Source organism: Enterococcus sp. AZ089, assembly GCF_050547225.1.
Lineage (GTDB): Bacteria > Bacillota > Bacilli > Lactobacillales > Enterococcaceae > Enterococcus_D > Enterococcus_D entomosocium.
Map to the genome: position 1 here is coordinate 752295 of NZ_CP172954.1, position 13423 is coordinate 765717.

10 protein-coding genes are annotated in these 13423 nt (G+C 43.9%); 7 read left to right on the forward strand and 3 right to left on the reverse strand.

Annotated features, from left to right (window positions below):
- Position 1: 1 nt before the first annotated feature.
- The gene (locus IGJ01_RS03465; protein ID WP_005237481.1) at positions 2–1210 is read right to left on the reverse strand and encodes an MFS transporter; all 1209 of its coding nucleotides are present in this window, start codon (positions 1208–1210) and stop codon (positions 2–4) included.
- A 251-nt stretch (positions 1211–1461) separates the two neighbouring features.
- A complete protein-coding gene (locus IGJ01_RS03470) occupies positions 1462–2361 on the reverse strand; it encodes a helix-turn-helix domain-containing protein (RefSeq protein ID WP_430601406.1) in 900 nt (299 codons plus the stop codon).
- Positions 2362–2560: 199 nt separating this feature from the next.
- Here IGJ01_RS03470 and IGJ01_RS03475 point away from each other — a divergent pair, with 199 nt between their 5' ends.
- Positions 2561–4231 carry a family 43 glycosylhydrolase gene (locus IGJ01_RS03475; protein WP_034872855.1) on the forward strand — a complete coding sequence of 557 codons (1671 nt, stop codon included), beginning with the start codon at positions 2561–2563 and terminating at the stop codon, positions 4229–4231.
- A gap of 132 nt (positions 4232–4363) precedes the next feature.
- Here IGJ01_RS03475 and IGJ01_RS03480 read toward each other — a convergent pair whose 3' ends face one another.
- Positions 4364–5179, reverse strand: coding sequence for a DUF92 domain-containing protein (locus IGJ01_RS03480; RefSeq protein ID WP_430601407.1), 816 nt, complete (start codon positions 5177–5179; stop codon positions 4364–4366).
- 136 nt (positions 5180–5315) lie between these two features.
- Here IGJ01_RS03480 and IGJ01_RS03485 point away from each other — a divergent pair, with 136 nt between their 5' ends.
- From IGJ01_RS03485 to IGJ01_RS03510, 6 genes are all read left to right on the forward strand, one after another.
- On the forward strand, positions 5316–6623 hold the full coding sequence (locus tag IGJ01_RS03485) for an FAD-dependent oxidoreductase (RefSeq protein ID WP_430601408.1): 1308 nt from the start codon (positions 5316–5318) through the stop codon (positions 6621–6623).
- Positions 6613–8055 (forward strand): helix-turn-helix domain-containing protein, encoded by a 1443-nt coding sequence (locus IGJ01_RS03490; RefSeq protein WP_016611958.1) that lies wholly within the window; start codon positions 6613–6615, stop codon positions 8053–8055. The genes IGJ01_RS03485 and IGJ01_RS03490 overlap by 11 nt, the downstream gene beginning before the upstream one ends.
- 131 nt (positions 8056–8186) lie before the next feature.
- On the forward strand, positions 8187–9707 hold the full coding sequence (glpK, locus tag IGJ01_RS03495) for a glycerol kinase GlpK (RefSeq protein WP_008377082.1): 1521 nt from the start codon (positions 8187–8189) through the stop codon (positions 9705–9707).
- A 3-nt stretch (positions 9708–9710) separates the two neighbouring features.
- Entirely contained in the window at positions 9711–11540 is a 1830-nt protein-coding gene (glpO, locus tag IGJ01_RS03500; RefSeq protein ID WP_005237472.1) for a type 1 glycerol-3-phosphate oxidase, read from the forward strand.
- Positions 11533–12249 carry an MIP/aquaporin family protein gene (locus IGJ01_RS03505; RefSeq protein WP_061053818.1) on the forward strand — a complete coding sequence of 239 codons (717 nt, stop codon included), beginning with the start codon at positions 11533–11535 and terminating at the stop codon, positions 12247–12249. The genes glpO and IGJ01_RS03505 overlap by 8 nt, the downstream gene beginning before the upstream one ends.
- Before the next feature lie 90 nt (positions 12250–12339).
- Entirely contained in the window at positions 12340–13395 is a 1056-nt protein-coding gene (locus IGJ01_RS03510) for an alpha/beta hydrolase (protein WP_016620571.1), read from the forward strand.
- Positions 13396–13423: the final 28 nt, after the last annotated feature.

Sequence of the window (13423 nt, forward strand, 5' to 3'; positions counted from 1 at the left end):
CTTATAGTTCCTCCTTACTAATAGGTGTGGTTGTTTTATTGAAAGCGAGAAATAGAAAAATCAGAGCAATGATTGCCATGATTCCGGCAGCGATTCTGACTTGCATGACCGCCGTTGTCATGCCAAACAGTTGACTGATAAAGTTTATGACATAGGGGGAGGAAAAAGCACCAAGATTACAAGCGACCATTGCCAAAGAAACAACTAAGTTATTGGCTTCTGGATCTACATCGCTAAGAATGACACTGTATACATAAGGAACTACAAGATTGGCAAGATAAACCACTAATAGACCAATGAAAAAGACGGTCATCGTAGGTGCTAAAGTTATCGTGAAAAAACCAACCATTGCGAAACTGATGACGACAACTGGTGTAAAGCGCTTTAATAATTTGGTGATTTGACCAAAAGCTAATGCGACCAAGCTGCTAAAAATACCGGCGATCGCTAGTGCGGTGGAAAGAAATCCTTGATTCGTCAGCGCCAATTCTTGAATCAGTAGTGCGGAAGAAGTAATGACGACCATCAAACTAATGAAGAATAAAAAGAGAGTCAAAATACCTAAAGTTACGCTTAATGGCAGCTTTCTTCTTTTTGTATCGATGGTTGATGACTGCGTTGTTTCAACTGGATTTTCATTGACGTTACGATAACCGAAAAGAAAAAGAAACAGAATCGGTAAGATGACCAAGTACACTAAGAATGAAGCTTGCCACGAGATCGTTAACAGTAAGCCCGCAGCAAACGTTGCTAGGCTATTTCCTAAAGTCATCACGGCTGATTGAATACCTAATAAGTTTTTTTGCTCGGCACCTGTAAAGTTGTCGCCGATCAAGGAGACGGTCATTGAGTTAAAGAGCCCCAGACCTGCGCCAAACAAAATACGGGCAAATAAAATCAAGCCAAAGTTCATTGTAAATGCCGGTAAGATACCACCGACTAAAGCGATCATCAAGCCTAAACAGACCGTTCGCTTTTTGCCAAGTGCTTTGATAAACCATGAACTTAGCAGAATGAAAATCAAGATTGCCATTGATGGCAGTGTCAAAATAGATTGGACTTGTGCGGTGGTTCGGTCAGAAAAATCGTTCATAATAAAAGGTACGGCTGCTGCTACTGCACCAGCAGCTTGTACGACCAATGAAAGACTCAAAATTCCGATTTTTAACGGCAACCGACTTTTGATTGACATTGAATTTTCTGAAAGCATACATATTCCCCTTAATGTAGTGCAAAGCAAGTGTGCTGAGAATATCTCCCATCTTGCTATTTTGCAACTAACTATTTTTATTCCTGCAAACGATTTCTTGGTATTAATCATAAAGAATGCTGACAGGACTTGAAATATCAAAAAAAAGGGGAAATTTACCATTTTTCATTTATTATGTGAAAAAAGCTTTTTTCGAATCCTCAGAGGAAGAAGTAGAAGTCGCTTTTCTCGAATCATTATTTGTCGATTACTTATTTTGCTGCTTCTAACTGGAGCTTACGGTATTTATTCGGCGACATGTTTGCCCATTTTTTGAATTGTCTCGTAAAGTGGGCGGCATTTTGATAGCCAATGATCTCTGCGATTTCGGCGATGGCCAATTTGGGTTGATGGAGATAGAATTTTGCTTGGTTGAAGCGTAATTGATCTAAGTACTGTTTTGGACTACTAGCATAAACTTTTTTGAAAACCGTCAGCATCGTACTATTACTAATGTTCAATGAATTGGCCGTATAACTCATGGAAAGCAAGGCTTTGTTTTCTTCCGTAGGGCTTTGTGTGTACGTACGAAAATTTTGTTGGATCGATTCTGCGATCGCTTTTGCTAAAACAAGGGAAGTGTTATCTGTATGCGCTAACTGATTTTTTTCATCTTCGACATAGTCTAGTAAGACACGCATCAGTTCTAACAGTAAGATCTCAATGGCGATTTTTTCTTTCATTCCAAAGTATCCGCTTGCCAAAAACGCAATGTATTGCTGAAGGATCTCAACGATCGCTTGGTAAGCGGGATTTGTCTTTTTTAGTAGTAAAGGACAATACATCAACAACTGTTGCTGAATCTCAGGATCATCAAGATCGAAATGCATACAAAAATACTCTAAACCTTCTGCTACGAGACAAGTATTTTCATGAGCGGTACCAGGCGGTATCAGGATCACATCATTTGCCACAAAATCAAACTGCCTGCCTTCAAATATTGTGCGCTGCTCTCCATCAATGATCATCATGATCTCAAAAGCAAAGTGGGTCTCTTGCGGTGCACACCATCCTTCGGAAACGCATTGCTTGTGTCCACCAAAGGTTTTTAAATTGATGTCGATATCGGGTAATTTGACCAGCTGTTCTAGCCATTTAGGTGTTGGGTTCATTCGGTACGACCTCCTTAAAAATGAAAAATGGTAAGTATTGGCTTTTTTTTGATATTCATTCTACCCTAAAAGTTTCGTAAGATAAATGTAGCAATCGAATAAAACGGTTTCAATTTATCGCATTCGCCTGCAAACGATGATAAAAAAACTGTTGTTTGGTTGCAAAACGAATAAAAAGTTAAGAATAGGAAGGAAGCTTATGACAATCATCAAAAATCCAGTTATTCCTGGAATGGCGCCTGATCCCTCTATCATTTGTGTGGATGAGCGTTATTATATCGCAACTTCAACCTTCCATTGGACACCTGCGATTCAACTTTTCGAATCAAAGGATCTTGCGAATTGGCAACTTGTTGGTTATGCCTTGAACAATGAAGAAGTGAATTTACGTGGAACCAATACACCAGCTGGTATCTGGGCACCACATTTATCTTATGATCCACAAACAAAACGATTTTGGCTGGCGTATTCACATATGGTCAACATGGCAGGACGTGAATTTAATGCTGATTCCTATGCCATTTGGGCGACTGACATCCGAGGACCATGGTCAGAACCGATTTATTTTACCTCAATTGGCTTTGATCCAGCGCTATTTCATGACGAGGATGGGCGGCATTATTTAACGATTTTGGAATGGGAAACAAGAGAAGGCTATCAAGCGCCGGGACATATTGTTCTTGCGGAGATCGACTTGCCTTCAGGTAAATTACTGTCCCCTTGGCATCGCGTAACACAAGGGTTCACCACCAGAGGGTGTGCGGAAGCACCCCAAATATACAAGCATGAAGGGGCATACTTTTTATTGCTGGCATCTGGAGGCACGGGCTATGCTCATGGTGTGGAAGTCGGTCGCGCAGAGACTATTTTTGGTCCTTATGAAGCGCATCCTTCTGGCGAACCAATCCTTACTTCTTCTCCAAGGCATCTGTTTTCTTTGGGCGACCCTGATGCTGGGCATTTTGAAATGGTCAATCCTCATTCAGTGATGCAAAAAGCAGGACATGGTTCGCTCGTCCATACCCATACTGATGAATGGTTCATGGCTCATTTAATGGCAAGACCCTTAGAGGGGGAGCTGTTGAATCCTCTTGGAAGAGAAGCTTCTATTCAAAGGATGCACTGGACCGAAGACAATTGGTTGGAAATGGAAGATGGAAGCAATTTGGCAAAAATGACTTTTAAAGGATTAGCTGGTGTTCCAATTGACAATGAACCAAACACTGATTTATTTGATTCATTTCAAGAGGCGCAGTATCTGTTAGAATTTATGACACCGTATCGCCAACAGCATCAGTCATGGGTCAGTACGCAAAAGCGGCAGGGGTACTTACGGATCTATGGGGGCAATTCCTTGTTTTCACAGATGAATCCTGCCATCATGGCAACACGAGCAACCTCTTTCACCTATGAGGTGGAGACCTTGTTGGAGTTTCAACCGAACCATTATTCACAAACAGCAGGACTTGGGCTTTATTATGATTCAAACAATTGGTTATATGCTCATGTTACCTATTCAGAAGAAAAGCGATGTCCTTATTTGACTCTCTTACAGGCAAAATTAGGACAAAGGATCGAATATGTAAATACTCGCGTCGTTGTTCCCGAAGGAAATATTCACCTGAAAATTAGATACGAGCATGGGATCGCAAACGTCTACTATCGATTAGAGGAACAAGAGACTTGGCAAGTTTTGCTCCAAGATCTGTCAGTGGCGTACTTATCTGATGAAGGAGTCAATGGAATGCCAGGAGAAATAGGCGGCTTCACAGGATTATTTAATTTCATTGGTGCCGTGGATGCACACCAACATCAATCCTATGCTGATTTTGCTTATTATAAAGTGACGAATCATTCGTCTGCATCTTAATCAGGCTCCTCATGGAGTGAGCACCCGTATCATACTTTCACTAAACAAATAAAAACCTTCAAGAGAAACACAAACGTGTAGCTCTCGAAGGTTTTTTGTATGAAGGAATTGTCATCGCAGTGGATTGCCTGATTACTTGAAAAAAGAGCCAGTTAGCAAGACTGATACAAAAACGATCACTATTGAAGTCAGCAAATTGACCCCTTCATTCGTTACAAAGGAAAGACCGCCGACTTGCTTGGTCGCAACGTCGTGGTGGACTTTTTTTTCGGTGTATTGGTGACAGACAGGGCATTGATAGCGCACCTGAATCGCTGCGCCCAGTAAGCTGTCCAAAAGACTACCGCAAAAGCCTAAAGCAGTCAAAGTCAACCAGTGATCAAGGGAGAACGGCTTGCCGTTCAACCATAAGGCTGCTGCGAATAAACCAGTGATGGCGAGACTCCCTGCTAGGGAAGCGGCAGTTCCCAACCAACTGACACCGCCGGAAAGTCCCGGTGGTAATTTTTTTCCCGTTAGTAAGTGACGCGGTGGACTTGGACTCAGCACGCCGATTTCTGAGCCCCAAGTGTCAGCCGTACAGCTAGCGATTCCCGCCACAAATCCCCAAAGGAATAGCGGTTCTTTCGTCCAAAAGGCAAGCAGTAGAGCAAAGATGCTTGGTGCGATGTTCGCAAAGACTTGTTTTGCATCACGGCGAGCACCTTTGGCAAGCACAGCTAACTCTGGCTGACGGCGCATTTTCTTTAAAAGACCAATGATGCCAGAGCTGGCAAAGAAAAAGCCAATCAAAAAGATGCTGTACCACGGACCAAAGCCAATGACCAGTGTGCCGCAAAGAATCGCAGCCAGTGCGCCAGAAATAGTCAGCCACTGAAAGACGAATGCTGCCGCTGCAACGAATATGCTGGCAAACAATCCTAGCATGAATTGATAAAAGAAAACCATTTGAACACTCCTTTGCGTATAGTGTAGCATAGGTCTCATTTATTTTACCGCAGTTAACAAAAAAATAGTAAGGAAGATAGCTTTTTACTCGTCAAATGAGAGCGTTTCATTTAAGCTAAGGGAGAGAGGTGATCCAATGAAAATCATTATCGTAGGCGGGTCCTTTGGTGGTGTCAGCTGCGCCCGTGAAGCACGCCGATTATACCCTAACGCAGAGATTCTACTGATAGAAAAAAAAGCCCATCTTGGGTTTGTTCCAAGCGGTTTGTTATTGCTGATCGAAGGCAGGATCGCTTCACTGGATGAAGCATTCTTTTGTACGAAGGAGCAGCTGGAGGCAGAAACAATCGACGTAGCCTTAGAAGAAACCTTTCTAGAAGTCTTTCCTTCTGATCATCGGATTCGGACGGATCAGCGGGAACTAAGCTATGATCGACTCGTCTTGGCGGCAGGTTCTAGTCAAGATTCCACTGTTTTGCCGCAACCAGAAGAAGCACTGCTGACCTACAAAGAATATGAAGCAGCGAAGCATTTCTTACAGCAATTGCCCCAAGCAGAGTCGATTACCATCGTCGGTGCTGGTCAAGCCGGGATGGAAGCGGCGAATACCTTAACGATGATCGGCAAAAAAGTCAGTGTGATCGAATCAATGTCGTATCCTTTATTCAAATACTTTGATCGCGATTTTTTGCAGCCCTTTTTAACGGAGATCGAAAAAATCCCCAACTTGCAGCTGCATTGGTCGGAGCCAACTTTGGCAGTCGTTAAAACGGAAACAGGCTTTCGGATCGAAACCGCCGATCAAGGTTATGAAAGCGATCTGGTATTGACGACAGTTAACGTTCATCCTCGCTTGCCAGAGGCATTTACGGTCTTTGAATTACACAGTGATCAAACTATCTGGACAGATGCCTACTTGGAAACTTCTGCCACGGATATTTTTGCGGTCGGCGACTTGATCCAAATTCCAAATGCTATTACGAAAGACACGGTCTACATGCCCTTAGTCAATAATGCTGTTCGCTCAGGGATTGCGGCAGCTCGCAATCTAGCAAACAAAACGACCCCGTTTCGTGGTGGATTGCGGACAGTCGGTACACAATTGTTTGAGTGGTATTTAGCCAGTACCGGCTTGACCGAGTCGGATCAGTTTTTCTATGAATCACCGATCGTTTGTCACACTTTTACGGCTACCGTTTCCCTTTTTGATTCGACGCAGGTTCATGGAAAAGTGATGATCGAACAAGCCAGCGGTCGAATCGTTGGTGCACAGCTTTTATCAAAAGCCAATATTTTGGAAAAAATCAATTTACTAGCGTTTGCGATCGAGCAGCAGGCAACGATGGAGGAGCTGACCCAAAAAGACTTTTTCTTCCATCCACGATTCACTAATGTGTTGGATCAAACCTTCATATGGTCGGGAAGTGATGCCGATGAGACTTGATCAGTTATTAGAAAAAAAAGAAGCAAAACAATTGCAGCTGCTCAAAAAACTTTTACTAGTTGGCGGTCAAATGGAGCTACATGAATTAGCGCTCTATCTTGGCATCAGTAAGCCTTCTCTGGAAAAGTATGTGGATGAGCTGCAAGATGAGTTGACGCACTATCATGAGCAGTGTCGATTGTATTACCGAAATGGTTCACTGGTTTTTGAAATGAGTCCCACCTTTTCTCTTAACCAAATTGAATGGGCATTTTATCGTTCGGCCTTGAAATTTCAAATTCTCGAGCATCTTTTACAACATCAAGAAGTGACAACTGTCCAGCTGGCACAAAAATTAACAGTCAGCGAGTCATCCTTGTTTCGCAAAATCAAAGAGCTAAATGGTTTGCTAGCAGAATTTGAGTTAGAGATCTGGCAAGGAAAGCTGATTGGAGAAGAAACCCAAATTCGTTATTTCTATTTTGAACTCTTTTGGTATGTTCATTCTTTTGACAGTCAGCCATTGCCGATCGATGAGAAATATGTCGGTCTGATCACTCGCGGCCTGAACATGCGCTTTACGAAAGAAGCCCAGCAGCGCTTGTCCCTATGGCTGAGGATCATGAAGGCGCGACTTAAAATTGCTACTCAATCCTTTCAAGTTTTACGGGAGAAAATGGCACCTTACATGAAAGACCCTTTGTTTCAACAATTACGTGAGTTGGTATTTCGTGGCTTTGGCCATTACGCATTAGAAGTCAGAGAAGAGGAGGCGATGCTGCATTTTGTCTTTTTGTTGTCGTTCTCGGTGTTATCCGAACACGATCTGCAGGTGTATATGCTGCAGCGTTCTCGGTTTACGCCAACTGCCTTGACGGATACATTGATTTTGGAACATATTTTGCATCTTTACCGCCCATCGTTTGTTCCTCGTGAAATGGAAGCCACTTGCTATGGTCACCTGCTGCAGATCCACAGCCGCGTCTATTTTTTCAAAGGGGATGTGGAGGTTTTTGATCGAGAAAATATTTGGCAGTTAGAAGCGCAGTTATCCAGCCGCAACATTCAGCAAATCAGTCATGAACTATTAGGTAAGGCCTTAACAGAGTTAAATATCAAGCCGTCCGAGAAAAATAGTCTACTGATGATGACGATGGTCAAATACTTGAGTGTCATCACGATCATCGACTATCAAATCAATCGAGAATTTCGTGTTGGGATCGCCTTGAAAATGGATGAGCTATTTAAAGAAGCGCTCTATTATATGTGGCTGCTGTATCTCAAAAATTTGAATGGCGTAGTTGTCGAACGCTATCGTCCAGAACAAGAATATGATTTGATCTTGGCGAATTACGCCATCGAGACCAAAACACCGACTTATCGAATCAGTGAATTAGGGACTGCTTATGATCGTGAGACAATCAAAAAAATGATCCGTGAACGCTTTAAATAGTGGATTTCGTCAATTTCTTAGAGATTTGAAAAAAAATTGACGAACCATATAGCAAAAGTTCAGCTAAAATAAAAGCAAGTCAGAAAGCGCTAACAAAAAAAGCGCGTATAAAACCAAAGGGAGCGAATCAAATGGCAGAAAAAAATTATGTAATGGCGATCGACCAAGGAACCACTAGTTCAAGAGCAATTATTTTTGATCGTAATGGGAAAAAAATCGGCAGTTCACAAAAAGAGTTTCCGCAATACTTTCCAAAATCCGGTTGGGTAGAACACAACGCCAACGAAATTTGGAACTCTGTCCAATCAGTCATCGCAGGGGCATTTATTGAATCAGGTATCCGACCAGAAGCAATCGCCGGCATCGGGATCACCAACCAGCGTGAAACGACAGTGGTTTGGGATAAAACGACGGGGCAGCCAATCGCGAATGCGATTGTTTGGCAATCCCGTCAATCTTCACCGATCGCTGACCAATTAAAAGCAGATGGCCATACAGAGATGATCCATGAAAAAACTGGTTTAGTCATTGATGCGTATTTCTCAGCGACCAAGGTGCGTTGGCTTTTAGACAATATCGAAGGGGCACAAGAAAAGGCGGATAATGGTGAGTTACTCTTCGGAACGATCGATTCATGGCTTGTGTGGAAACTGACAGATGGACAAGTCCATGTCACCGACTACTCCAATGCTAGTCGGACGATGCTTTACAACATTCATAAATTAGAGTGGGATCAAGAAATTTTGGATCTTTTGAACATTCCAAGCTCGATGCTACCAGAAGTCAAAAGCAACTCAGAAGTCTATGGTCACACCCGCAGCTACCATTTTTACGGCAGTGAAGTACCAATCGCTGGAATGGCTGGAGACCAACAAGCCGCCCTCTTTGGACAAATGGCCTTTGAAAAAGGTATGATCAAAAATACTTACGGCACTGGGGCATTTATTGTCATGAATACGGGTGAAGAACCACAATTGTCTGACAATGACCTACTGACGACTATCGGGTATGGCATCAACGGCAAAGTCTATTATGCCTTAGAAGGAAGTATCTTCGTTGCTGGATCAGCGATCCAATGGCTGCGGGATGGTCTACGCATGATCGAGACTTCGCCACAATCAGAAGAACTAGCTGCCAAAGCAAAAGGAGATAATGAAGTCTATGTGGTACCTGCCTTTACTGGATTAGGTGCGCCTTACTGGGATTCAGATGCAAGAGGAGCAGTCTTCGGCTTGACTCGTGGGACGACGAAGGAAGATTTTGTTCGGGCAACATTGCAAGCTGTTGCGTACCAATCAAAAGACGTCATCGATACGATGAAAAAAGATTCCGGTATCGATATCCCATTGCTGAAAGTCGATGGAGGGGCAGCCAAAAACGATTTATTGATGCAGTTCCAAGCGGACATTTTAGACATTGACGTACAACGAGCAGCGAATCTGGAAACAACCGCATTAGGTGCAGCCTATTTGGCAGGACTAGCGGTTGGCTTCTGGAAAGACTTAGATGAATTGAAATCAATGGCAGAAGAAGGGCAAATGTTTACGCCAGAAATGCCAGCAGAAGAAAGAGACAATTTGTACGAAGGTTGGAAACAAGCGGTGGCGGCTACTCAGACCTTCAAATTCAAAGCGAAGAAAGAAGGCGAGTAAGCCATGACCTTTTCTCAGAAAGATCGGAAGGAAACCATTCAAGAAACGGCAAAGACCACCTATGATGTGTTGATCATTGGTGGTGGGATTACCGGCGCAGGGGTTGCCGTTCAAACAGCAGCGGCTGGGATGAAGACGGTTCTTTTGGAAATGCAAGACTTTGCCGAAGGGACGTCTTCGCGGTCCACGAAACTCGTTCATGGCGGTATTCGCTATTTGAAAACCTTTGACGTGGAAGTGGTCGCTGACACCGTGCGGGAACGGGCGATCGTCCAACAAATTGCTCCGCATATCCCGAAACCAGATCCGATGCTTTTACCGATTTACGATGAACCGGGGGCAACCTTCTCCTTGTTTTCTGTCAAAGTGGCGATGGATCTTTATGATCGCTTAGCAAATGTGACAGGCAGTAAATACGAAAATTATCTGCTGACGAAAGAAGAGGTCTTAGCACGCGAACCACAGCTGCAGGCGGAAAACTTAGTTGGTGGCGGAGTCTATCTTGATTTTCGCAACAACGATGCCCGCTTGGTGATCGAAAACATTAAACGAGCACAAGCCGATGGGGCAGCAATGATCAGTAAAGCCAAAGTCGTCGGCATCTTACATGATGAGCAAGGCATCATCAATGGGGTAGAAGTGGAGGATCAACTGACAAACGAGCGCTTTGAGGTTCACGCCAAAGTCGTGATCAACACGACCGGCCCTTGGTCAGATATCGTTCGTCAATTAGACAAGAATGATGAGCTGCCACCACAAATGCGTCCGACGAAAGGTGTCCATTTAGTGGTCGATCGGGAAAAACTAAAAGTGCCACAACCAACCTATTTTGATACTGGGAAAAATGATGGTCGGATGGTTTTCGTGGTACCAAGAGAAAACAAGACCTATTTTGGCACAACCGATACGGACTATACAGGCGATTTTGCCCATCCGACGGTCACACAAGAAGATGTCGATTATCTACTGACCATCGTGAATGAACGCTTTCCACATGCACAGATCACCCTTGATGATATCGAAGCGAGCTGGGCTGGTCTACGTCCATTGATTACGAATAATGGTGGTTCGGATTACAATGGTGGTGGTAAAGGCAAATTATCTGATGAAAGCTTTGAGCAGATCGTTGAAAGCGTCAAAGAATATCTTGCAGATGAGCGGCAGCGACCAGTTGTAGAAAAAGCTGTAAAACAAGCGCAAGAACGAGTAGAAGCCAGCAAAGTGGATCCATCGCAAGTTTCTCGCGGCAGCAGTTTGGAACGCTCAAAAGACGGACTATTGACGTTGGCAGGCGGAAAAATCACCGACTATCGTTTGATGGCGGAAGGAGCAGTCAAACGGATCAATGAATTGCTCCAAGAAAGCGGTGCTTCCTTCGAGTTGGTGGATTCAACCACGTACCCAGTTTCTGGTGGTGAGCTTGATGCAGCCAATGTAGAGGAAGAATTAGCGAAGCTGGCTGACCAAGCACAAACCGCTGGGTTCAATGAAGCAGCTGCGACGTATTTGGCTCATCTTTATGGGTCGAATCTTCCCCAAGTGTTGAACTACAAGACGAAGTTTGAAGGCTTAGATGAAAAAGAAAGCACTGCCTTGAACTATTCCTTGCATGAAGAAATGGTTCTGACGCCCGTTGATTATCTATTGCGTCGGACCAACCATATCCTATTTATGCGAGACACCTTAGATGATGTCAAAGCCGGTGTCGTTGCAGCTATGACCGACTTCTTTGGCTGGAGCGAAGAAGAAAAAGCAGCCCATGTATTAGAATTGAACCAAGTGATCGCAGAATCAGATTTAACAGCCTTAAAAGGAGGAAAAAAAGATGAATGAAGCAACACAGATCTTTAGTGAATTTCTAGGAACGGCTATTTTGGTTTTGTTAGGGGATGGCGTGTGTGCGGCTGTCAATCTGAAAAAGAGTAAAGCAGAAGCCTCTGGCTGGATCGTGATCGCGATGGGCTGGGCAACGGCGGTGACCATCGCCGTATACGTTTCAGGGTACATGGGACCTGCTCACTTGAATCCAGCCGTTACATTAGGCATGGCGATGACAGGGAATTTTTCTTGGAGTTTGGCTATACCGTTTATGCTGGCGCAGATTGCTGGTGCGATCGTAGGAGCAATCCTCGTTTGGCTCAACTACTTGCCATTATGGGATGAAACAAAAGACCAAGGCGCGATTTTAGGTACCTTTGCAACAGGGCCTGCAGTTCGTAATTTAGTATCGAATACGATCACTGAAGTGATTGGTACCTTTGTCTTAGTCTTTGGCTTATTGGCTTTTGGTGCCAATACCTTTACGGATGGATTAAATCCCATCGTTGTTGGGATCTTGATCTTAGCGATCGGACTGTCTCTTGGTGGACCAACAGGCTATGCCATCAACCCGGCACGGGACTTAGGACCACGGATCGCTCACCAAATCTTACCAATCAAAAACAAAGGGACTTCCGATTGGGGCTATGCGTTAGTACCAATCATCGGTCCAATGATCGGTGCAGCGATCGCAGCTGGTTTGTTTATGATGTTGCCATTATAAACGATGTTATTTTAAGGATGGTGCCTATTGGTATCATCCTTTTTTAATCTTTAGCGATTGTCATTGAATTTGCTAAAAAAACATGGTTAAATGAAAAAGCTGAAACAGAACGAAGGAAGGAGCTTTTGCGTGAAAAAAATTCTGCGCTTTTTCATGTGGGTGGCGATTGTCCTGATCGGACTCTTAGCTGCCGTTTTTCTGGCTTTTCAACTCTCCCCACGACCGGGGGCTTTTTTGATCGGTCATATGTTTAACCAAGAAGTGACCATCAAGGATGAGGCGGCTTATCAAAAAAGTTTGCCGAATGTGACGGTCAAACAGGACTTGGCTTATCAATCGGATTATCAACGCAGTACCTTTGATCTTTATTATCCCAAAGATGCACAAGGCCCTGTTCCAGTCATTTTTTGGGTCCATGGGGGCGGATATGTCGGGGGAGACAAAGAAGGCGTCAAAGAATTTGCGACCTATGTCGTCGATGAAACCAAAGCCGCTGTGATTTCGATTAATTATGAATGGGCACCAAGTTTGCATTATCCGGGACAGGTCAAACAATTAGCCCAAGCGGTAGACTCGATCAAAGCAGATGCCCAAGCATACCCCATGCTTGATTTCGATCAACTCTTCTTTGGTGGAGATTCTGCAGGTGCCCAAATTGCCGGGCAATATGTGGCGCTGCAAACCAATCCAGCGTATGCGAAGGAAATGTCCTTTGATCAAGACATTCCTACATCGGCCCTGAAAGGGTTTATTTCCTATTGCGGCCCCCTTGATTTGAAGCAGATCGTTGGAACTTCTTCGGATGATCGTTTTATGAAATTCTTTGTTAAAACGGTGGCTTGGTCGTTATTAGGCAAAAAAGAATGGCAAGATAGTCCCCAACTGCAGGAGATCTCACTGGTGGATAAATTGACGGCTGATTTTCCACCAACGTATATCACTGATGGCAACGCCTATTCCTTTGAAGACCAAGGCATTGCCTTTGCCAACCAGCTGCAAGCTCTTGATATTCCCGTGACAAGTCGTTTTTACAAAGGGGATTCGGAAACAGTGACCCACGAATACCAATTTGATTATAGCTTGCCGCAAGCACAGGAATGTTTGACAGAAACGTTGACCTTTATCAAAGACCAGCTGGCTAACTAAAAACACCTTGTTTCTCACCCTCTATTGG

What these genes read in the sequence shown, in the direction of transcription:
- IGJ01_RS03465 (WP_005237481.1), bottom strand. Translation starts at nt 1,210, where the DNA reads ATGCTTTCAGAAAATTCAATGTCAATCAAAAGTCGGTTGCCGTTAAAA.
- IGJ01_RS03470 (WP_430601406.1), bottom strand. Translation starts at nt 2,361, where the DNA reads ATGAACCCAACACCTAAATGGCTAGAACAGCTGGTCAAATTACCCGAT.
- IGJ01_RS03475 (WP_034872855.1), top strand. Translation starts at nt 2,561, where the DNA reads ATGACAATCATCAAAAATCCAGTTATTCCTGGAATGGCGCCTGATCCC.
- IGJ01_RS03480 (WP_430601407.1), bottom strand. Translation starts at nt 5,179, where the DNA reads ATGGTTTTCTTTTATCAATTCATGCTAGGATTGTTTGCCAGCATATTC.
- IGJ01_RS03485 (WP_430601408.1), top strand. Translation starts at nt 5,316, where the DNA reads ATGAAAATCATTATCGTAGGCGGGTCCTTTGGTGGTGTCAGCTGCGCC.
- IGJ01_RS03490 (WP_016611958.1), top strand. Translation starts at nt 6,613, where the DNA reads ATGAGACTTGATCAGTTATTAGAAAAAAAAGAAGCAAAACAATTGCAG.
- glpK (WP_008377082.1), top strand. Translation starts at nt 8,187, where the DNA reads ATGGCAGAAAAAAATTATGTAATGGCGATCGACCAAGGAACCACTAGT.
- glpO (WP_005237472.1), top strand. Translation starts at nt 9,711, where the DNA reads ATGACCTTTTCTCAGAAAGATCGGAAGGAAACCATTCAAGAAACGGCA.
- IGJ01_RS03505 (WP_061053818.1), top strand. Translation starts at nt 11,533, where the DNA reads ATGAATGAAGCAACACAGATCTTTAGTGAATTTCTAGGAACGGCTATT.
- IGJ01_RS03510 (WP_016620571.1), top strand. Translation starts at nt 12,340, where the DNA reads ATGAAAAAGCTGAAACAGAACGAAGGAAGGAGCTTTTGCGTGAAAAAA.